The 20,571-nt window shown below is 45.7% G+C and carries 15 protein-coding genes and 5 tRNA genes; 13 read left to right on the top strand and 7 right to left on the bottom strand.

Annotated elements, in window-relative coordinates; translation table 11 throughout:
* Nucleotides 1–223 (top strand): hypothetical protein (locus OH459_RS14530; RefSeq protein WP_269987353.1); only part of this gene is annotated, 223 nt, incomplete at its 5' end.
* A gap of 179 nt (nt 224–402) precedes the next feature.
* Here the strand turns inward: OH459_RS14530 and ilvY are convergent.
* Nucleotides 403–1,293 carry an HTH-type transcriptional activator IlvY gene (ilvY, locus tag OH459_RS14525; protein ID WP_074050965.1) on the bottom strand — a complete coding sequence of 297 codons (891 nt, stop codon included), beginning with the start codon at nt 1,291–1,293 and terminating at the stop codon, nt 403–405.
* Nucleotides 1,294–1,435: 142 nt separating this feature from the next.
* Between ilvY and ilvC the strand changes: the two genes are divergently transcribed.
* The gene (gene ilvC, locus OH459_RS14520) at nt 1,436–2,920 is read left to right on the top strand and encodes a ketol-acid reductoisomerase (RefSeq protein WP_005446356.1); all 1,485 of its coding nucleotides are present in this window, start codon (nt 1,436–1,438) and stop codon (nt 2,918–2,920) included.
* 391 nt (nt 2,921–3,311) lie between these two features.
* On the opposite strand, the gene ubiK is transcribed toward ilvC, so the two are convergent.
* From ubiK to OH459_RS14500, 4 genes are all read right to left on the bottom strand, one after another.
* Nucleotides 3,312–3,563: a ubiquinone biosynthesis accessory factor UbiK gene (gene ubiK, locus OH459_RS14515; protein WP_005427244.1), complete on the bottom strand. Its 252-nt coding sequence runs from the start codon at nt 3,561–3,563 to the stop codon at nt 3,312–3,314.
* A gap of 131 nt (nt 3,564–3,694) precedes the next feature.
* On the bottom strand, nt 3,695–6,817 hold the full coding sequence (gene vmeD, locus OH459_RS14510; protein ID WP_005446354.1) for a multidrug efflux RND transporter permease subunit VmeD: 3,123 nt from the start codon (nt 6,815–6,817) through the stop codon (nt 3,695–3,697).
* A gap of 11 nt (nt 6,818–6,828) precedes the next feature.
* Entirely contained in the window at nt 6,829–7,935 is a 1,107-nt protein-coding gene (gene vmeC, locus OH459_RS14505; RefSeq protein ID WP_005446353.1) for a multidrug efflux RND transporter periplasmic adaptor subunit VmeC, read from the bottom strand.
* Between the two features lie 18 nt (nt 7,936–7,953).
* Nucleotides 7,954–8,535, bottom strand: a complete 582-nt coding sequence (locus OH459_RS14500) for a TetR/AcrR family transcriptional regulator (protein ID WP_005446352.1) — start codon at nt 8,533–8,535, stop codon at nt 7,954–7,956.
* A gap of 170 nt (nt 8,536–8,705) precedes the next feature.
* Here OH459_RS14500 and rep point away from each other — a divergent pair, with 170 nt between their 5' ends.
* The gene (gene rep / locus OH459_RS14495) at nt 8,706–10,721 is read left to right on the top strand and encodes a DNA helicase Rep (RefSeq protein WP_005446351.1); all 2,016 of its coding nucleotides are present in this window, start codon (nt 8,706–8,708) and stop codon (nt 10,719–10,721) included.
* Nucleotides 10,722–10,793: 72 nt separating this feature from the next.
* Here the strand turns inward: rep and OH459_RS14490 are convergent, their stop codons facing one another.
* Nucleotides 10,794–11,207 (bottom strand): c-type cytochrome, encoded by a 414-nt coding sequence (locus OH459_RS14490; protein ID WP_005446350.1) that lies wholly within the window; start codon nt 11,205–11,207, stop codon nt 10,794–10,796.
* 360 nt (nt 11,208–11,567) lie between these two features.
* On the opposite strand from OH459_RS14490, the gene OH459_RS14485 reads away from it, so the two are divergent.
* The 5 genes from OH459_RS14485 (at nt 11,568) to OH459_RS14465 (ending at nt 12,172) form a co-directional block, all read left to right on the top strand.
* Nucleotides 11,568–11,644 (top strand) — tRNA-Arg (locus OH459_RS14485).
* Nucleotides 11,645–11,679: 35 nt separating this feature from the next.
* Nucleotides 11,680–11,755: transfer RNA gene (locus OH459_RS14480), tRNA-His, on the top strand.
* A gap of 76 nt (nt 11,756–11,831) precedes the next feature.
* Nucleotides 11,832–11,908 (top strand) — tRNA-Pro (locus OH459_RS14475).
* A 47-nt stretch (nt 11,909–11,955) separates the two neighbouring features.
* Nucleotides 11,956–12,031: transfer RNA gene (locus OH459_RS14470), tRNA-His, on the top strand.
* Nucleotides 12,032–12,095: 64 nt separating this feature from the next.
* Nucleotides 12,096–12,172: transfer RNA gene (locus OH459_RS14465), tRNA-Pro, on the top strand.
* A 337-nt stretch (nt 12,173–12,509) separates the two neighbouring features.
* On the opposite strand, the gene OH459_RS14460 is transcribed toward OH459_RS14465, so the two are convergent.
* Nucleotides 12,510–13,235: an HAD family hydrolase gene (locus OH459_RS14460; protein WP_053050447.1), complete on the bottom strand. Its 726-nt coding sequence runs from the start codon at nt 13,233–13,235 to the stop codon at nt 12,510–12,512.
* A gap of 686 nt (nt 13,236–13,921) precedes the next feature.
* Between OH459_RS14460 and OH459_RS14455 the strand changes: the two genes are divergently transcribed.
* The 5 genes from OH459_RS14455 (at nt 13,922) to OH459_RS14435 (ending at nt 20,525) form a co-directional block, all read left to right on the top strand.
* Nucleotides 13,922–15,637, top strand: coding sequence for an ABC transporter ATP-binding protein (locus OH459_RS14455; protein WP_005446346.1), 1,716 nt, complete (start codon nt 13,922–13,924; stop codon nt 15,635–15,637).
* A 105-nt stretch (nt 15,638–15,742) separates the two neighbouring features.
* On the top strand, nt 15,743–17,296 hold the full coding sequence (locus OH459_RS14450; protein WP_252044713.1) for an ABC transporter substrate-binding protein: 1,554 nt from the start codon (nt 15,743–15,745) through the stop codon (nt 17,294–17,296).
* Between the two features lie 144 nt (nt 17,297–17,440).
* The gene (locus tag OH459_RS14445) at nt 17,441–18,418 is read left to right on the top strand and encodes an ABC transporter permease (RefSeq protein WP_005446342.1); all 978 of its coding nucleotides are present in this window, start codon (nt 17,441–17,443) and stop codon (nt 18,416–18,418) included.
* A gap of 2 nt (nt 18,419–18,420) precedes the next feature.
* Nucleotides 18,421–19,377, top strand: a complete 957-nt coding sequence (locus OH459_RS14440) for an ABC transporter permease (protein WP_005446340.1) — start codon at nt 18,421–18,423, stop codon at nt 19,375–19,377.
* A 161-nt stretch (nt 19,378–19,538) separates the two neighbouring features.
* Nucleotides 19,539–20,525: an SPOR domain-containing protein gene (locus OH459_RS14435; RefSeq protein ID WP_069218279.1), complete on the top strand. Its 987-nt coding sequence runs from the start codon at nt 19,539–19,541 to the stop codon at nt 20,523–20,525.
* Nucleotides 20,526–20,571 lie beyond the last annotated feature (46 nt).

The following is a 20,571-nucleotide window of genomic DNA, read 5'->3' as shown; positions in this document are numbered from 1 at the left end:
TAGAAACCCAGTCTTCGGACTGGGTTTCGTCGTTTTCGAGCAGGATAATTTTCCTGCCGAGTGCGCAAGTCCAGCTAGGCATCTCTGTAGTTTTGCCACTTATTTAGAAAAACACCCTTTGGATTGGGCTGATGTCCTCAGAGCCCAGTGCCTGCAGCATAGCGAACTCTGTGGGATAAAGGTCTTATTTATCTTTTATCATTGGCTATTTTCTCAGCCTTAAAACTCCCTAAACGTAAGTGCTTACTTACTCTCATCGTTTTTCTAGTACTATCTTTGTTATATGAACAGTGACGTTGCGCTCTTTAGTGCTGATCTAGATTTTATGTTCAAAATTAACTGTAACTAAAAAGCCCGTTACTTGTGTAACGGGCTTCGAATACTTATTTGAATGATGTATGCCTACAGGGAGATATATTTACTTTCTGCTACTTCCCATAGTGCTTTAACCAAAGGGTTTTCCAGCTGGCTTCTAATGCAGCAAACACCGAGCTCGAATGGTTTGATAGGCAAAACTTTAAGCCTATTTATCTTCTCTCTTACAGGGCTGTTGTTGATTACCACATCCGGTGCAATACCGACTCCGCAGCCCAAGGCCACCATACTGACAATGGCTTCATGTCCTGCCACCTGTGCGTAGATATTTGGTTTAATCTTCATTTGCTTAAACCAAACATTCGCTCTTTCTCTCGCTGTGCCTGCTTCTGGGAGAATAAAAGGTATTGTTGACCAATCCGGATTTTCTTTCTGTAGTTCTTCTGCAAAGCTGCTGACTCCAACTGGTGCTATCACCGATAGGGGAATCTCACTGATTGGTTCAAAGGAGACTTTAGCTGGTAGTTGATCGGGTTTTGCAGAGATCGCGATATCAGCCTCATCCGCCAATATTTTATCGATGGCTTGTGCTGGATCGCCGGTAGAGAGTTTGAATTCAATAAATGGATGCTGAATGCGGAATTCGGAAATAAGCTCTGGGAGATGGCTATAACTTGCCGTTACCGAGCAAAATAAACGTATCTCCCCTTTTAACTCGTCTTCCGTTCCTTTGACGTAACTTTGGTATTGCTGCCATTCCCCTAAGATCTTTAGTGCAACAGGTAATAGCTTCTTTCCTTGAACCGTTAATTCGACACTTCGGTTATCACGCAAGAACAGCTGTTGATGCGTTTCTTCTTCCAATTTCTGGATCTGCCGGCTTAGTGCAGAAGGGCTGATATGCATTGCCGCCGCTGTCTTAGCGAAGCTCTTACTATCACATAGATGAATGAATAACTGCAGGCTTTTGATGTTCATTAAATCTTCACTTCCATGTTGCATTAATTGCAATAAGTAATTGTGAATATATCACTTTCAGCAACAGAATGTCTGTTTTAGTATGAACTCATTCGGTAACACAAGTACCGACCTCTATGGAAGAATGTTAAGGAGCACCCAGATGGCTAACTATTTCAATACCCTAAACTTGCGTGAGCAATTGGACCAACTTGGTCGTTGTCGCTTTATGGACCGCGAAGAATTCGCATCAGAAGCAGATTACCTAAAAGGTAAGAAAGTGGTCATCGTAGGTTGTGGTGCTCAAGGTCTTAACCAAGGTCTAAACATGCGCGATTCTGGTCTAGACGTTGCTTATGCGCTTCGCCAAGCGGCAATTGATGAGCAACGCCAGTCATTCAAAAACGCAAAAGACAACGGCTTTGAAGTGGGTAGCTACGAAACGCTAATTCCACAAGCTGACCTAGTCGTAAACCTTACTCCAGATAAGCAACACACAAACGTTGTTGAGACGGTAATGCCGTTGATGAAAGAAGGCGCAGCACTAGGCTACTCACACGGTTTCAACGTTGTTGAAGAAGGCATGCAAATCCGTAAAGACCTCACGGTAGTAATGGTTGCGCCTAAATGTCCGGGTACGGAAGTTCGTGAAGAATACAAGCGTGGCTTCGGTGTACCGACTCTTATCGCTGTTCACCCTGAGAACGACCCTAAAGGTGAAGGTTGGGATATCGCGAAAGCTTGGGCAGCAGCAACAGGTGGTCACCGTGCCGGCTGTCTAGAGTCTTCTTTTGTTGCTGAGGTGAAATCCGACCTAATGGGTGAGCAAACTATCCTTTGCGGCATGCTACAGGCTGGTTCTATCGTATGTTACGAGAAGATGATTGCTGATGGTATCGATCCAGGCTACGCAGGTAAGCTTCTTCAATACGGTTGGGAAACCATCACTGAAGCACTGAAGTTTGGTGGTATCACTCACATGATGGATCGTCTATCAAACCCAGCAAAAGTAAAAGCATTTGAGCTTTCTGAAGAGCTAAAAGAGCTGATGCGTCCGCTATACAACAAGCACATGGATGACATCATCACAGGTCACTTCTCTAGCACAATGATGGCTGACTGGGCAAACGACGATGCAAACTTACTAGGCTGGCGTGCAGAAACGGGTGAAACTGCTTTCGAAAACTACCCAGAAACTGACGTAGAAATCTCTGAGCAAGAGTACTTCGACAACGGTATCCTGATGGTTGCTATGGTTCGTGCTGGTGTTGAGCTAGCGTTCGAAGCAATGACAGCATCTGGCATTATCGATGAGTCTGCTTACTACGAGTCTCTACACGAGCTACCGCTGATCGCGAACACTATCGCACGTAAGCGTTTATACGAGATGAACGTGGTTATCTCAGACACTGCGGAATACGGTAACTACCTGTTCGCTAACGTAGCAACACCGCTTCTACGTGAGAAGTTTATGCCAGCAGTAAATACTGACGTAATTGGTAAGGGTCTAGGTGAAACTTCTAACCAAGTAGATAACGCGACTCTTATCGCTGTAAATGATGCTATCCGTAACCACCCAGTGGAGTACATTGGTGAAGAACTACGTGGGTATATGACTGATATGAAGAACATCGCTGTAGGCGGCTAATTACTTGCCTTAAGGTTCCATTTCGGTGTCGAAGGTGCTCATTTACTATCGTAAACTCCGCGCCTTCTCCTAGAAATGAAACCTTAATTCAGCGCAATTCGTTTAAGGGACTAAAGCTCTTAGCTTCGAATATACAATCTGCGTAATTGCATTAAAGCAAAGCAGGAAGAACTCCGGACAGACTGGGGTCAATAAATACAACATAAAACACAACATCTAATTAAAAGGCTTGGTCGCCGTTGACCAAGCCTTTTTTGTTTTTATAAAGGTGAATTTTGTCCTTAAGAAGGCAAAATAGAAGCGAATCCTGAATCTCGAATCCTGAATCCCAATAAACAAAAAGGGCTGATGTTCTCACATCAACCCTTATAATTTTCTTGTCGCTTTTCGCTTATTTATCAGCGAGCTTTTCTTCAAGCTCTGCTAATTTCTTTTCCATTTCTGTCAGCTTTTGACGAGTACGCAGCAGAACTTGAGTTTGTACGTCGAATTCTTCGCGGCTAACTACGTCTAGCTTGTTTAGCTGACCTTGGATTACTTGGCGAACTTTTTGATCAACATCCGCGCCTAGTTCTTTTACTGGCTGTGGCATTGATTCGTGAATTTGTTTAGCGATTTGCTCTAATTTCTTTGGGTCAAACATAGTGGCTAAAACTCCTTTTGATTTGCCCACATTCTATGTAAATGATACGGGAAAGTCGCCATTTAGATGGTAAAAAAGAGAGCAGCAATAAAAAAGGTCACCGAAGTGACCTTTTTCTTAGTGCTTTACGCTTACTTATTATCTGCTAATTCGCGATGAGCAGCTTTTGCTTCATCCACTCGAGCTAGCTTTTCTAAGTCTTTGTCTTCAACAAATACTGGCAGTGGCTTATGTTTCTCAGCTAGGTAGCTGTAAATCACAGGCAGTACGAATAGCGTAAACAGTGTACCGATTGCTAGACCGGCAACGATTACGATACCGATACTGAAACGCTGAGCTGCACCTGCGCCTGTTGCGTACATCAGTGGGATCAGACCTGCAATCATCGCCGCTGTTGTCATCAGGATTGGACGTAGACGAACTTTCGCCGCTTCCATTACCGCATCGATACGAGACAGTTTGTTGTGTAACTGCTCTTCTTTCGCTACTTCACAGATCAGGATACCGTGCTTGGTGATCAGACCAACTAGAGTAATCAAACCAACCTGCGAGTAGATGTTCATCGATGCCGTACCCCACGCCAGAGCAATCAATGCACCACATACCGCTAGCGGCACCGATACCATGATTACGATTGGATCGCGGATAGATTCAAACTGAATCGCCAGTACTAGGAAGATGATCGCCAGTGCTAAACCGAATGTTGCGTATAGTGCGCTACCTTCCGTTACAAACTGACGAGCTTCACCCATATAGTCATGGTTGTAGCCTGATGGCAGTTTGTTTTGTGCTACGTCTTCGAACCAGTTGATCGCATCACCCATTGCTACGCCTGGAGCAGGTACTGCACCAACCGTTGCTGAGTTTAGCTGGTTGAAGTGAGGCAGTGAGCGAGGCTCTGCAACAACATCAATCGTGATTAAGCTTCCTAGTGGTACCGCTTTACCGTCAACCGAACGCACGTAGTAGTTCTTCATCGACTCTGGGTTTAGACGCCATTTACGTTCAACCTGAGGGATAACCTCGTATGAACGACCATTTAGGTCGATACGGTTTACGTAACCGTCCGCCATCATAGTACTTAGCGTTACACCGATGTCTTGCATGGTCACACCGTAGGCACCGGCTTTGTCTTTGTCGATGCTGATCTTCATCGTTGCTGAATCGTAATTTAGATCCAGATCCGAGTAAACGAACATTGGACTGGTAGACACATCAGCTAGGATATCGCTTGCGATAGTAAACAAGCTCTCGAAGCTGTTTGGTGTGGTGATAACGAACTGAATTGGCAGACCTGAACCGGCACCAGGAAGCTCTGGCATCTGGAATGCGGTAACTGACATACCTGGTACGTGAGCGACTAGTTCACCTACACGTTTGGTAATATCAGCTTGACTCGCTTCACGCTCACTCCAAGGTTTAAGAGTTGCTAGACCGAACGCTTGGTTTGAGTTTGGTACACCGTTAAACACCTGAGCGTATTCTACTTCTGGCTGATCAGACAGAATCTTGTTCACGTCATTCATGGTGTGTTCGATGTAGTCCAAGTTCGCATTCGAAGGTGCTGTACCCATTAGTACCACTACGCCTTTATCTTCTGAAGGAGCCAATTCACTTGGAATAAACTTAAACAGAATTGGTAGCGTTGCGAACACGATGATCGCGAAAGCAATGATCACTGGGCGATGCGCCATAACAGCGGTCAGCATTTTCTCGTAGCGGTTGGTCATGCCATCCAATACGTGATGTACTTTTTGCTCAAACTTGCTTGGCTCTTCATTTGCCTTAAGCATTTTTGAACACATCATCGGCGACAGAGTCAGAGCGATGATACCAGACACAAATACCGCGCCAGCTAGGGTTAATGCGAACTCTTTAAATAGCGAGCCCGTGATACCGCCCATTAGTGCGATCGGCGCGTATACCGCACCTAGTGTCAGTGTCATTGCAATTACTGGCACAGCGATTTCACGAGTACCAATGATAGCTGCACGGAACGGCGATTCCCCTTCTTTGATGTGACGGTCGACGTTCTCAAGAACCACGATCGCGTCATCCACCACCAGACCGATGGCGAGTACCATTGCCAGAAGTGTCATCAAGTTCCACGAGAAGCCCATCGCCTGCATTACCATCGCAACACCAATCAATGATAGTGGGATAGTAACGATAGGGATGATTACCGCACGGAATGAACCAAGGAATAGAGTGATTACCACAAGTACGATAACTGCCGCTTCAAGAATGGTTTTCACAACTTCGTGAATAGATTCGTTGATGGCGATAGTTGAGTCGTACATCACGTTCATTTTGATGTTGCTTGGCAAGTTACGCTCTAATTGAGGTAAAAGTTTCAGCACATCTGCCGCGATGTTGATTGGGTTAGCACTTGGTGCCGCGTTGATCGCTGCAACTACAGCCTCTTGACCGTTCGCACTTGCGCGGTAAACGTCGTGGCTCTTCTCTAAGGTCACTTTCGCAATGTCGCCAAGACGAATGACGTCACCTTCACCAGTTTTAACAACCAGCGCTTCGAGTTCAGCAACGTTGGATACTTGAGTATCTGCGCTACCGTTGTAAAGTACGAATTCACCTGTCGCCTGACCGGTTGCCGACTGATAGTTGTTGGCGTTTAGTACCGTCATCACGTCGGTTGCTGTCAGCTTAAGTGCGCCCATTTTCGCTGGATCTAGCCATACGCGTAGCGCGTATTTCATACCACCGTATAGGTCAACTTTCGATACACCATTTACCGTAAATAGCTGCGGGTTGATTACACGCTCAAGATAGTCGGTGATCTGGCTAGAAGACAACTCGTCACTGGTGAAACCGATGTACAGTACCGCGGTAGTCGAGCCAGTCGACATCGTTACTGTTGGGTCTTCCGCTTCTTTTGGAAGCTGTGAGCGAACGGAGTTGGTTTTTGCCAGAATGTCAGACAGCGCCGCATTCGGGTCGGTGTTCAACTTCATGTTTACGGTAATGGTAGACGTACCAAGCACCGAGGATGAAGTCATATAGTCGATATTATCGGCCTGCGCTACCGCTTGCTCCAAAGGCTGGGTAATAAAGCCTTGGATCAGGTCGGCACTCGCACCGTAATAACTGGTGGTTACAGTAACCACCGTGTTTGTCATTTCAGGGTATTCACGAACTTGCATCTTGAATACGGCTTGCAAACCAAGCAACGCAATCAAAAAGCTGATCGATACCGCTAAAACTGGACGTTTAATAAAAACATCAGTAAAGCGCATGATGCCTCCAATTAAAGCATTGGTGTTTCAGCAGGTGGTGTCAGTGCTGCATCTTCAACAATAGTCACTTTCGCGTGGTTACTTAGACGGATTTGACCCGATGTGACCACGACGTCACCTGGTTTCACGCCTTCTAGGATATGCGCGATGTCTTTAGTACGCTCACCCACTTTCACAACGTGCTGTTTAACGCGTTTTTCACCGTCTTCTTCAGTCACGATGTAGACGTTGTCGCCGTAAAGCGTAAACGTGATAGCCGTTTGTGGCAGCGTTACTTGGTTCTCTAGCTTAGGCAGAATGATGTTTGCACGCGCGAACATACCGCTGCGAAGTTTGCCATCGCTGTTAGGAATGTCGGCTTGAACTTGGATCAGACCACTTTGAACGTTAACTGCTGGTTCAATCGCTGAGATAGAACCTTTGAAAGGCTTATCAGGGTAAGCATCAACAAAGATGTCCACTTCTTGGTCTAGCATGATGCGAGATATGTCTGTTTGTGGAACAGTGAAACGTAGACGCATCACGCTGGTGTCTTCAAGACGAACGATATCGGTACCTGCTTGTAGGTACTGACCAAGATAAACATTACGAATACCAACCACGCCAGCAAAAGGCGCTTTGATTTCACGGCGGTCAATGGTCGCTTTCAAGCTTTCGATGTCCGCTTTAAGTGAGAAGTAGTTTGCTTCAGCTTCGTCGTATGCTTCTTTAGAGATAGAGCCTTTTTTGAAAAGACCTTGGTAGCGTTTGTACTTAGCTTGAGCTGCTGGCAGTTTTGCTTGTGAGCTCTTAAGGTTTGCTTTTTCTACCTCAGAGTCCAGAAGAACCAAAGGTTGCCCTTCTTCAACTTGAGTACCAGAGTCGAAAGAGATCTTATCGATCACGCCGCTGGTTTCGTTCGCAACAGTGACACCTTGGTTAGGTTCAATGAAGCCGATTGCCTCGATAACAGGAACCCAATCAACCGCTTTTACTTCAGTTACGGTTACTGGGAATTCTGGTTCCGGACGATTCGCCATGTATTCAGCAATTTTCTGTTGCTTGAATAAATTGAAACCTATCACGCTCCCGAATAGGAGAATCGCGATAAGCAACATAAAGAAAGTCCACTTTTTCATTCTATTAAGAACTCCAAGTTAGTGTTTAATAATTGCATCCCAGCTAGCTTCAACGGCTGCTTCCAGCGCGTCTTCATCCAACTGATAAAATCCCAAAGCATGTTTTCTAGCAAGCGCAACACTAGCTTCGAAACTCAACCCTGAAAGAATCTCGTTATCTAGGAGTTTGAATACCCCTTCCGCCTTACCTTGATCGAAAAGACGATCTACTTGGGCAAACATTTGCCTTTCAAGTTCCCGAGTTCCTTTACGATTTGTACAAGGTAGTGATTCATATTGGACACGGTTGCTTAAGGTGTCTAAATTTGAACCAGCAAGGTGCCAAATATTGAGCCACATGGTGCGGTAACGCTCTTTCAGAGGCATATCGTCATGAACATCCGCTTGAACGGCGTCCGCAATACGTTTGGTAACAGTAAGGCGAACCTCTTCCAAAAGATGTTCTTTATCTGAGAAATATCGGTAAATCGTGCCCGCTGCGACACCTGCTTCAGTTGCGAGCTTTTGCATGGAAAGACCATGAAAGCCCGACTCAGCGATTAAGCGTTCGGCAGCTGCAATGATTTGCTCGTATTTATCTCCAGTAGTGTTATTGGTCATAACCCCACCACCCAATGAATGAACGTTCATTCATTATAGCGTAAAGAGTGGTCGCTTATGCAACAAAATGTTGCAACTCTCTGTGTAAAAATTACGTGAAAATGACCGTAGCTTTCACACACTCACCCCTTTATCATAGGCGCCACTATTTCCACCCGCAGAGAATTTTTATGAAGCTGAACCCAAGACAAGACGAAGCCGTTAAGTACGTATCAGGCCCATGCTTGGTACTTGCGGGTGCTGGCTCGGGTAAAACTCGTGTAATTACCAATAAAATTGCTTATTTGGTTCAGCAGTGTGGCTACAAGGCGCGTAATATTGCTGCGGTGACCTTTACCAACAAAGCTGCACGTGAGATGAAAGAGCGTGTAGGGCAGACATTAGGCAAAGCTGAATCGAAAGGCTTGATGGTCTCGACGTTCCATACCTTGGGGCTAAACATCATCAAGCGCGAGTACAAGCACCTTGGTTTGAAAGCGGGCTTTTCTTTATTTGATGATCAAGATCAGCTAGCGCTGCTTAAAGAGCTGACAGAAAAGCAGCTAGATGGCGACAAAGATCTGCTGCGTCAGTTGCTAAGTTGTATTTCCAACTGGAAGAACGACATGCTGACGCCGGAGCAAGCCAAAGCGTTGGCTCAAGGTGAGCAACAACAGCTCTTTGCATTCTGCTTTGAGATGTACCAAAAGCAGATGAAAGCATACAACGCGCTTGATTTTGACGATTTGATTTCTTTACCGGTACAACTGTTACGCAATAACCAAGAAGTACGTCAGCGTTGGCAAAACCGCATTCGTTACTTATTGGTGGATGAGTATCAAGACACCAACACCAGCCAATACGATTTGGTGAAGTTAATCGTTGGTGAGCGCGGTCGTTTGACCGTAGTAGGTGACGATGACCAGTCTATTTATTCATGGCGTGGTGCTAAGCCGCAGAACCTTGTGTTACTTGGTGAAGACTATCCTAACCTGCGTTTGATCAAGTTGGAGCAAAACTACCGTTCGACGAGTCGCATTCTGCGCGCAGCTAACATCTTGATTGCGAATAACCCGCACGTGTATGAGAAATCGCTGTTCTCGGAAATTCCTGACGGTGAAAAACTCAAAGTGTTGCTGGCGAAGAATGAAGAGCACGAAGCGGAGCGCGTAACGGGTGAGTTGATTGCGCACAAGTTCCTAAACCGCACCGAATATAAAGATTATGCGATTCTATATCGAGGTAATCACCAATCGCGTTTGATTGAAAAATCACTGATGCAAAACCGCGTGCCATACAAGCTATCTGGCGGCACATCGTTCTTTGCTCGTGCCGAGATTAAAGACATCATGGCTTACCTGCGCGTGTTGGTGAACCCAGATGATGACAACGCGTTCCTACGTATCGTGAATACACCGCGTCGTGAAATCGGTCCGGTCACACTAGAGAAGTTAGGCAGCTATGCCAACATGCGTGGTAAAAGTCTGTTTGAAGTCAGCTTTGAAATGGGATTGGAGCAGCACCTTACAGGCCGAGGTTTGGAAAACCTGCGTCGTTTTACACAGTGGTTAGTTGCGATTGCCGATCAAGCAGAGCGTGGTGATACCGTTGAAGCGGTACGTTCACTTGTACGTGATATTCATTATGAAGACTGGCTGTATGAAACGTCAGCAAGCCCGAAAGCGGCGGAAATGCGCATGAAGAACGTTTCTGATCTTTACTCGTGGATTGTTGCTGACTTAGAAGGTGATAACTACGACCAAGAAGAAAAGACGTTAAAAGAGGTGGTTCAGCGTCTTACTCTGCGCGACATGATGGAACGTGGTGAGGAAGATGAAGACAGTGATGCGGTGCAATTGATGACACTACATGCGTCGAAAGGCCTCGAGTTCCCATTTGTTTACTTGATTGGTTCGGAAGAGGGTATTTTGCCACACCAAACCAGTATTGATGAAGACAACGTCGAAGAAGAGCGTCGATTGATGTACGTAGGTATTACGCGTGCACAGCGCGAGCTGACTTTTACCATGTGTAAAGAGCGCCGACAGTTTGGTGAATTGATCAAGCCGACCCAAAGCCGTTTTCTCGATGAGCTGCCATTTGATGACGTTGAATGGGAAGCAAACAAAAAGCCAGTATCAGCGGAAGAGCGTATGGCGAAAGGTCAGGCACATATTGCCAATATCCGTGCAATGTTTAAAAAGTAGTCACGGACGGTTCTAATTTGTCAAAAATAAAAAGGCTTGCCACGCGGCAAGCCTTTTTCATTGATGTCTTTATTATAGACCTTCAATCATGTGGTCGATGGCTGCGATGATTTCGTCATCAGAACAGTCCATACACGTACCTTTAGCTGGCATCGCGTTGAAGCCTTGGATTGCGTGGTTGGTCAGTACGTCTTTGCCTTGTGCAATACGAGGTGCCCAATCGCCAGCATCACCAGTTTTTGGTGCACCGTTCACGCCAGATGAGTGACAAGCAATACAGAAGGTACCGTAAACTGCCGCGCCATCACGTGGACCAGTTGGTTCTGCTTTTACTGGTTCCGCACCTGCAAGGTAAACATCACCGACAGGTTTGATGCGTTCTGCGATCGCATCGTATTCAGTTTGGCTGATGTCAGAAGCTAAAGCTGCCGTAGAGAAAGTTAAGGCAGCGAACAAAACGCTAATCATTCGTCGAGACATATCCATTAAACCCACTTCACATTCCGAGGTAAGTGACTTACCTATTTATATAGTTAGAGTATTTAGAGCTGTTGGATAAAGTTTTAGGTGATTGCTTCTATAGTGAGCAAAAAACCTTATCTAACAGTCTAGAGTGATTGAACAACCAAGTTGCAGCTGTTAAATCAATGTAAATAATGGGTGATTATATCCCGATAACTTGTTGCAATAAACAACAAGTTATCCATGACAGGGCGTGAATCACATCAAAAATTCACTTTAAAGGCAGATAACTGTCGAAAAAGAGACCAAACGAGAAAAAAAGTAAAAAAAGTACTAGACGGCATAGTGTGATATCCGTATTATTCCTCTCCGCCGATGGGGCATGCGCCCGTAGCTCAGTTGGATAGAGCGTTGGCCTCCGGAGCCAAAGGTCGAAGGTTCGAATCCTTTCGGGCGTGCCATTCCGGAATACAAATTAAAGGCACGAACAATAGTGGTGGCTATAGCTCAGTTGGTAGAGCCCTGGATTGTGATTCCGGTGGTCGCGAGTTCGAATCTCGTTAGCCACCCCATTATTTCGGTAACTCATTAAATTAGTGAAGTTTCCAGTTTTGATTCAAATATCCCAAGAGTTGAAACAAAATTTGTCGGTGAATAGCGCAGCTTGGTAGCGCATCTGGTTTGGGACCAGAGGGTCGGGGGTTCGAATCCCTCTTCACCGACCACTATTTAGTTTATGGCTATAATAGAGCGGTAAACAGCAAAATTGATGGTGGCTATAGCTCAGTTGGTAGAGCCCTGGATTGTGATTCCGGTGGTCGCGAGTTCGAATCTCGTTAGCCACCCCATTAATTTAGGTGACTTCTTAGTTGAAGTATCCTGTCTGATTTGAGAGAATCAGCAAATACAGTTCGGTGAATAGCGCAGCTTGGTAGCGCATCTGGTTTGGGACCAGAGGGTCGGGGGTTCGAATCCCTCTTCACCGACCACTATTAGAAAGCCTGCTTTTTAGCAGGCTTTCGTCGTTTTAGAGCTTATGATCTCGCTTGGACTAGATGAGTCGGCAATATTTCAATGGATTTGAACCCATATGGGGTTCGCCTGAAGTTAGAATATGGCTCTTCATCGACCGCTATTTAAAGCCTCAGTCGAAAGACTGGGGCTTTTTTGTATTTCTCACCCTAAAAAATCTGCATTCCATTTCAATATCAGTAAACATGTACAGCTCTGGAAGGTTTTGGTCACCTATGATCTAAATGCGATTCGAGCTGATAAAAGAAACCCCAGCACGTTGGCTGGGGTTTTGTGTTTCTTGAATTAAGCGCTTTACTGAGCAAGCGTTTTTAGGATTTCATTCAGCTCAACCGTCTCTCGCACTTGATAGTTGGGTTTGATATCGGTTGTATTTTCCGTACCTGTTGCGTTTACCCACACGCTCAGAATACCCATATTGTTGGCACCCGCAATGTCTGCTGGTAGAGAGTCGCCAATATGAATCACTTCTTCTGGCTTTGCATCCACAAGGTTGAGTGCTTTGCGGAAAATGCTGGCTGCTGGCTTCTCTTCTGGCTCTTCCCCACCGACGATAATGTGATCAACCCATTCGCTCATTTGTGTTGCTTTGAGTTTTGGGTGCTGTGAGAAGATTGGACCGTTAGTGATCACCACTAATTTGTAGTGTTGACGTAGCTCGGTCAGCATCTCTTTTACGCCTGGGAAGAAGTCAAAAGCCCCCATGCGAGCCGAGTCAAAATAGCTCTGCGCCTGTTGAGCCTTTTCTGTATCAATCTCTATACTTTGCTCTGCCAAGATGGTCTGAATTAAACCGCAGCGGAAGGCATTTTCATCTGGCAGTAGAGCAATAAGTTGAGGAAATTCGTTATTGAGCTTTTTGTATACGCCTTGCAAGTAGCGCTGAACAAAAGCAGTTGAATCGGCGACTTGCGGGTAAGTTTGAGCAATCCAAGCAGCAAATTCTTCTCCTGCCACTTTATCGGCTTGAGATGTGCCGCATAACGTTTCGTCCATATCAAAAAATATCGCTTTAAGCACAGGGGCTCCTTCATTCACTACTCGATGTTGGAGCTTGATTATCGCTGATCTCACTCAAAATGACAGTGGAAAGCGTAAAACTGATGGCTGAACTTCTCTTTTCCCCCACCAAAGCTCCCAGTTCGGAGAGTGTTTTAAATCCATAGAAAATTAGCTTAATCACAAAATCGCATAACAGACGCATAACTTGGGGTAGGTGACAGATTTCATTTGTTTTGCTGAACTGCTCACGTTTTCGCCTCTGTTTACTAGAGTGAATTTTGGCTTTTTATGTATGCAGACTATTTTGTTAGTAACATTTTATGTCGAAATATCCCAATAAGAACGGAATATTGTTTGGTTAATGTTAATAATGACGCGTGAATAATAGGGATACTATCAATAGTGACTTTATGCGTAATTTTAGAGCATTTTTCTGTTTTTATTGGTGCGTATCGCACAAAAATGGGGTGTTATGAAAATGGTTAAATACTTGTTAATGCATTTCTATTCGCTCATTGTGCGTGTAAATAATGTTTTTTCGGCGGAATATACTTTAATTGTTGCTTTTTTGTGTAATTTTTGCCAAATTGTCTCCGCATTAAGATTTCAGAGTATTATTCTGAATTTGAACGGATTCATTCAGGTGATGAATGGCGCTTTTATTGCGCGATTCGATACCACAGACAAGGCAGTAGAGGTCTGAAATGTCACTATTAGAGGTGAAAAACCTTCGTATTGAATATCCATCCCGTCACGGTGTCCATGCGGCCGTGAAATCGCTTTCTTTTCATATCGATCGTGGCGAAATTGTGGGTGTTGTTGGCGAATCAGGTGCGGGTAAATCCACCGTTGGTAACGCCGTTATTGATTTGCTTAGTCCTCCGGGACGTGTTGCTAGTGGCGACGTGTACCTTGATGGGGAGAAAATTTCTGGTTTAACACCGGAAGCGATGCGTAAGGTTCGCGGCTCTAAGATTGGCTTTATCTTCCAAGATCCAATGACCTCACTTAACCCTCTATTTACGGTTGAGCAGCAATTGAAAGAGACCATTCACGCCAACATGAAGGTGTCGGATGAAGAGGCGTATCAACGTGCGCTTTCTCTAATGCAGCAGGTTGGCATTCCTCAACCTGAAAACCGTCTTAAGCAGTATCCGCATCAATTTTCTGGCGGTATGCGTCAGCGTGTGGTTATTGCTATCGCTTTGGCTGGTGAGCCAGACCTGATCATTGCCGATGAGCCAACGACAGCGCTCGATGTATCTATTCAAGACCAAATCCTAAACCTTATCCGCGAACTGTGTATCAAGAACAACGTAGGTTGTATGTTGGTTACGCACGACATGGGCGTGGTTTCAAACGTGACTGACCGTGTGGCGGTTATGTACCGTGGCGATTTGGTGGAGTTTGGTCCTACAGCTAAGGTATTGGGCGACCCTGATCACCCATATACGCGCAGCTTGATTTCTGCCGTTCCGCGTTCTGATGTAAAGCTCGATCGTTTCCCATTGGTGAGCTACATCGAAGAAGCGACAGAGTTACAAGAGCTAGACATTAAGAATCACTGGTTGGGTCAAAGCCAAGACCAACGTGAGTACACAGGTCCTTTATTGGATGTGAAGAACGTTAACCTGCGTTTTGTAACCAAAGATTCATTGTTTGAAAGCCGCCGTGAATACGTGCAAGCATCAAACAATGTTAGCTTTGAAGTGCATGAAGGTGAGACGTTTGGTTTGGTGGGTGAATCTGGTTCAGGTAAATCGACCATCGCACGTGTGATTGCTGGTTTGTATGAACCAAACTCAGGTCAAGTAAGCTTTGAAGGCATTGACCTGACGGCGCTTAAATCGGAAAAAGCACGCCGCCCATTGCGTCGTCAGATGCAGATGGTTTTCCAAAACCCATATACCTCAATGAACCCGCGAATGAAGATTTTTGACATCATCGCGGAGCCAATTCGTTTCCATAAGCTAACGAAAAATGAAGCGGAAACGCGCCAGATTGTGAATGACCTACTTGATCACGTAGGTTTAGGCAAAATGGCAGGTGTGAAATACCCTCATGAATTCTCCGGTGGTCAGCGTCAGCGTATCTCAATTGCGCGTGCGCTGGCGACCCGCCCTCGATTACTGATTTGTGATGAACCAACATCTGCGTTGGATGTATCGGTACAGGCACAAATTCTAAACTTGCTGAAAGATCTGCAAAGTGAACTGAATCTCACCATGCTGTTTATTAGTCACGACTTACCGGTTATTCGTCAGATGTGTGACCGAGTAGGTGTGATGCAGATGGGTACGCTACTGGAAGTGGCTCCGACAGAGCAATTGTTTACTGCTCCTCAGCATGAATACAGTAAGAAACTGATTTCTCTGATGCCTGAATTCACAGGTTTGAGAGAAGAAATCAAAACGGCATAAACCAAGTTTTTCGCTTGGCTGACCATCAAGGTCAACAAACCTTAGTCATAACAAAGACGCAAACACAACAAGGGATTCGAATTCCCGCATGAAGGAGTTATGCAAATGAAAACCATGAAAAGCAAGTTAGCAGTGGCGCTAATGGCAGCAGGTCTAAGCTTTAACGCATTGGCAGCAGATATCAAAGTTGGCTATGCAGCTGACCCAGTATCTCTAGACCCGCACGAGCAGCTATCAGGTGGTACGCTGCAAATGTCACACATGGTATTTGACCCTCTAGTTCGTTTCACACAGGACATGGACTTTGAACCTCGCCTAGCGGAAAGCTGGGAGCGTATCAATGATACGACGGTTCGTTTCAAACTTCGCCAAGGCGTTAAGTTCCACTCAGGCAACGACATGACAGCGGATGACGTTGTGTGGACTTTCGAACGTCTACAAAGCTCTCCAGACTTCAAAGCTATCTTTGACCCGTACGAAAAAATCGTGAAAGTGGATGATTACACGGTTGATCTAGTGACTAAAGGGCCTTACCCGCTAGTGCTACAAACAGCAACGTACATCTTCCCAATGGACAGCAAGTTCTACACGGGTAAAACCGAAGATGGTAAAGACAAGTCTGAGCTAGTGAAGCATGGTAACTCATTTGCATCAACACACGTTTCTGGTACTGGTCCGTTTATCGTGACGGCTCGTGAGCAGGGCGTAAAAGTAGAATTCGAACGTTTCAAAGATTACTGGGATAAAGAGTCGAAAGGTAACGTAGACAAACTGACGTTACTTCCGATCAAAGAAGACGCGACTCGTGTTGCAGCACTGCTTTCTGGCGGTGTTGATATGATCCACCCAGTAGCGCCAAACGATCACAAACGTGTGAAAGACGCAAAAGGTATCGATCTAGTAACACTACCTGGTACGCGTATCATCACGTTCCAAATGAACCAAAGCAGCAACGAAGCACTGAAAGACGTTCGCGTGCGCCAAGCGATTGTTCACGCAATCAATAACGAAGGCATCGTGAAAAAAATCATGAAAGGCTTCGCAACAGCTGCTGGTCAGCAAAGCCCGGCAGGCTACGTTGGTCATGATGACAAGCTGGTTCCTCGCTACGATCTTAAGAAAGCAAAACAGCTGATGAAAGAAGCGGGTTACGAGAATGGCTTTACGCTAACGATGATTGCACCAAACAACCGCTATGTGAACGATGCGAAAGTGGCACAAGCGGCGGCGGCAATGCTGTCTAAGATCGGCATCAAGGTTGACCTGAAGACTATGCCTAAAGCGCAATACTGGCCTGAGTTCGACAAGTGTGCGGCAGACATGTTGATGATCGGTTGGCACTCAGATACAGAAGATTCAGCAAACTTCAACGAGTTCCTAACCATGACACGTAACGAAGAGACAGGTCGTGGTCAGTACAACTGTGGTCATTACTCTAACCCAGAAATGGACAAAGTGGTTGAAGCGGCAAACGTAGAAACGGATCCAGCTAAACGTGCAGAAATGCTGAAAGGCGTTGAAGCAACGTTGTACAACGACGCTGCATTCGTACCGCTACACTGGCAAAGTGAAGCCTGGGGCGCGAAGTCTAACGTGAAAGCTGCAGACATCGTTAACCCAATGGTAATGCCTTACTTCGGTGACCTAGTGGTTGAATAATCACGGTTAGTCGATGTTGAGGAGGGATGGATGTCCCTCCTCAACTCTACGTACTCGGCTCAGTTTTGTTTCAGTCGGACTGAGTTGTTTTTAGACTGAATTTTCTCTCTGAATAGAGATCTATGGATAGTTAAGGGGCAAGGAATGTTTTCGTTTCTGGTCAAGCGCCTGTTTCAGGCACTGATAGTGATGTTTGTGATCAGTTTGGTGGCGTTTGCCATTCAGGATAACCTGGGTGACCCGCTACGTGAGCTTGTAGGTCAGTCGGTTTCAGAAGCGGAGCGTCAAGCGCTGCGTGACGAACTGGGCCTGAACGATCCCTTTATCACAAAGTACACTCGCTTTGTGAGCAATGCGCTACAAGGTGATTTAGGTACGTCTTACTTCTTCAAGCGACCTGCAGTTGAGGTCATCCTCGATAAGCTGGTGGCTACATTAGAGCTCGTGTTTGGTGCGACGCTCATTATCATTGTTTTCTCTATACCGCTTGGGGTGTATTCCGCGATCCATCCGAAGAGTATTTTTACAAAATTCGTTATGGCGATGAGTAGTGTCGGCATCTCGATTCCGGTGTTCTTAACCGCAATCATGTTGATGTACGTCTTCTCCATAGAACTCGGTTGGCTACCTTCCTTTGGACGGGGTGAAACATCCAATATACTCGGATGGGAGTCTGGCTTCTTTACCATCGATGGTATTAAGCACCTGATCCTGCCGTGTATTGCACTCGCATCTATCATGCTGCCGTTGTTCATCCGTTTGGTGCGTTCAGAAATGCTGGAAGTACTGAGCTCTGAGTACATTAAGTTCGCCAAAGCGAAAGGCTTGAACTTACAAAAGATTTATTACCAACATGCACTTAAAAACACCATGCTACCTGTATTGACGGTCGGTGGTGTGCAAATTGGCACCATGGTGGCATACACCATTCTGACAGAAACCGTGTTCCAATGGCCGGGCACTGGCTTTCTTTTCCTAGAGGCAATCAACCGTGTAGATACACCGTTGATCACTGCCTACGTTATCTTTGTTGGTCTGATCTTCGTGGTAACTAATACCATCGTTGACTTGCTGTACGGCATCATCAACCCAACTGTGAACCTAACTGGAAAAGGAGCTTAATCATGAGCCAATCAAATGTAACACCAGCTCCTGCTGCCGCACCGTCAGCCTGGCAGCGTTTCAAAGAGTCGGACTTCTTGTATTACTTCAAGCGCGACAAAGTTGCGATGGCAAGTTTTACCGTCTTCATGATGTTTTTAGTCTTGGCTGTAGCAGCACCGATTCTAGCTCCAACTGACCCATACGATTTGACGTCTATCGACATCATGGACTCAGAGCTACCTCCATCTTGGATGGAAGATGGCGATGAGCGTTTCGTATTGGGCACTGATGAGCAAGGTCGTGATATTTTGTCGACCATTCTTTACGGCTCTCGTTTATCTTTGACGATCGGCTTCCTCGCGGTTGGTCTTCAGCTTATGCTGGGTATCATCATTGGTTTGTCAGCAGGTTACTTTGGTGGTCGTATTGATAGTTTCTTGATGCGTTTTGCTGACGTTCAGCTGTCGTTCTCGACCATGATGGTTGCGATCATCGTGTCAGCTATCTTTAAAGCCAGCTTTGGCAGTGATTTTTACAGCCAATACGCGGTAGTCATGCTTGTCGTGATTATTGGTGTGGCGGAGTGGCCGCAATATGCACGTACCATTCGTGCTTCAGTACTGGCTGAGAAGAAGAAAGAATACGTAGAAGCGGCACGAGTGATGGGCTTTAAAGCCCCGCGAATCATGTTCCGTCATATTCTTCCGAACTGCCTATCACCAATCTTGGTTATCTCGACGGTACAGGTAGCAAACGCAATCATGTCAGAAGCGGCATTGTCATTCCTTGGTCTAGGTTTGCCAGTAGACCAGCCATCATTGGGTGCACTAATCAGTATTGGTTTTAACTACATCTTCTCTGGTGCGTGGTGGATTACCGCCTTCCCAGGTATCGTGCTAGTGACATTGGTACTGGTGATTAACCTACTGGGTGACTGGTTACGTGACGTGTTCAACCCGAAAATCTACAAGGGTTAATGACGCGATAAAATTGACGTATTATTTGCCTATTTAATAAATTTCTTTCTAAACTGAGAGCCGGATGCAATTCCGGCTCTTTTTTTGCTTATCACTTTTTATGCATGTTTTATTGACGCTCTGTCGCGATAATTTCATCACCTACTGTTTAGAGTGAAGCTATGGAAATGAAAAAGGCACTACATTCCTCCCGTATCGTCCAATCTGGCTTGAGCCTTGGGCTGCTGGTGGCGTGCGCTCAATTTTCGACTCCGGTTTTGGCGAGTGAATTTCTTTGCCAAGCCTCTCAGGCCAGTAATAAAGAATTGCCTGTGCTTGAGCAATCTTGTCCGATCGGTAAAGGGCTATGGGGAAAGAAAGTGCCGCAAGGAGGCAATGATTTCTTCTGGATCCAGTGTGGTCTATTGCCAAAACCGATGTCTTTAGCCAAAGCAAAGCCGATTTACGGCAAAATCACCACCGATGTTTGGATGAAGCCAGAACAAAAAGGCTATCGTTGCCTCATTGGTCCTTATACGGAATTTGCTAAAGCATCTCAGGACTTGCAACGAGTCAAAACCTTGTCGACCTATAAAGAAGCATTTATTCGTGTGGTTGGTAAAGGTGGCACAGTCCCTGCGAAACAGACTAAGCCAATGACCAAGCCAGTGGCAAAACCTGTAACACCTGTCGTACCAGCTGCTACTCGTGCTAATACGGACGCATTTAAGACAAAAGATGCGCCTGCGAAAGTTGCGCCAAAGCCAAAGTCGCTAGAACCAGTTGCCGTTGAGCCAGCTAAAATGACCAAGCCAGCTCAACCAACTATCAAGAATGACAACGTTGAAGTGCGTTTGAAAACGGTACTGAAGGGCAAGACATTTGTGGTGCCGTATTTAATCGAGAACAACAACCAGTTCTACATGGAACATGGAAAACCATGGAATCGTCTTAGCTACTCAAGCTCAATGAAAGTTTGCCAACAGCTAGGAATGCACTTAGCAACTGCGTCAGAGTTTAAAACATTGCGCGATTCTGGCGTGATGGAGAAGAACAAGTGGCCTTTGCAGTTACCTTACTGGGGTAAAGATAAAAAGGGCTTGTTTGCTGACCGAGAGCCAAATCAGCTAACGGGCACCTCGTTGCTTAACGTGATTTGCGTGAAGTAAAAAATGGATTAAAAAAGCCCCGCAAGAGCGGGGCTTCGTGTTTATG

Origin of the sequence: Vibrio sp. MM46 (assembly GCF_027587135.1) — a bacterium.
Taxonomy (GTDB): Bacteria; Pseudomonadota; Gammaproteobacteria; order Enterobacterales; family Vibrionaceae; genus Vibrio; species Vibrio harveyi.
The sequence above is the reverse complement of the archived record's forward strand: the minus strand, read 5'-3'. Positions and strand labels throughout refer to the sequence as shown.

What these genes read in the sequence shown, in the direction of transcription:
- ilvC (WP_005446356.1), top strand. Translation starts at nt 1,436, where the DNA reads ATGGCTAACTATTTCAATACCCTAAACTTGCGTGAGCAATTGGACCAA.
- OH459_RS14450 (WP_252044713.1), top strand. Translation starts at nt 15,743, where the DNA reads ATGAAAACCATGAAAAGCAAGTTAGCAGTGGCGCTAATGGCAGCAGGT.
- OH459_RS14500 (WP_005446352.1), bottom strand. Translation starts at nt 8,535, where the DNA reads ATGACCAATAACACTACTGGAGATAAATACGAGCAAATCATTGCAGCT.
- OH459_RS14445 (WP_005446342.1), top strand. Translation starts at nt 17,441, where the DNA reads ATGTTTTCGTTTCTGGTCAAGCGCCTGTTTCAGGCACTGATAGTGATG.
- rep (WP_005446351.1), top strand. Translation starts at nt 8,706, where the DNA reads ATGAAGCTGAACCCAAGACAAGACGAAGCCGTTAAGTACGTATCAGGC.
- vmeC (WP_005446353.1), bottom strand. Translation starts at nt 7,935, where the DNA reads ATGAAAAAGTGGACTTTCTTTATGTTGCTTATCGCGATTCTCCTATTC.
- ubiK (WP_005427244.1), bottom strand. Translation starts at nt 3,563, where the DNA reads ATGTTTGACCCAAAGAAATTAGAGCAAATCGCTAAACAAATTCACGAA.
- ilvY (WP_074050965.1), bottom strand. Translation starts at nt 1,293, where the DNA reads ATGAACATCAAAAGCCTGCAGTTATTCATTCATCTATGTGATAGTAAG.
- OH459_RS14440 (WP_005446340.1), top strand. Translation starts at nt 18,421, where the DNA reads ATGAGCCAATCAAATGTAACACCAGCTCCTGCTGCCGCACCGTCAGCC.
- OH459_RS14490 (WP_005446350.1), bottom strand. Translation starts at nt 11,207, where the DNA reads ATGGATATGTCTCGACGAATGATTAGCGTTTTGTTCGCTGCCTTAACT.
- vmeD (WP_005446354.1), bottom strand. Translation starts at nt 6,817, where the DNA reads ATGCGCTTTACTGATGTTTTTATTAAACGTCCAGTTTTAGCGGTATCG.
- OH459_RS14435 (WP_069218279.1), top strand. Translation starts at nt 19,539, where the DNA reads ATGGAAATGAAAAAGGCACTACATTCCTCCCGTATCGTCCAATCTGGC.
- OH459_RS14455 (WP_005446346.1), top strand. Translation starts at nt 13,922, where the DNA reads ATGTCACTATTAGAGGTGAAAAACCTTCGTATTGAATATCCATCCCGT.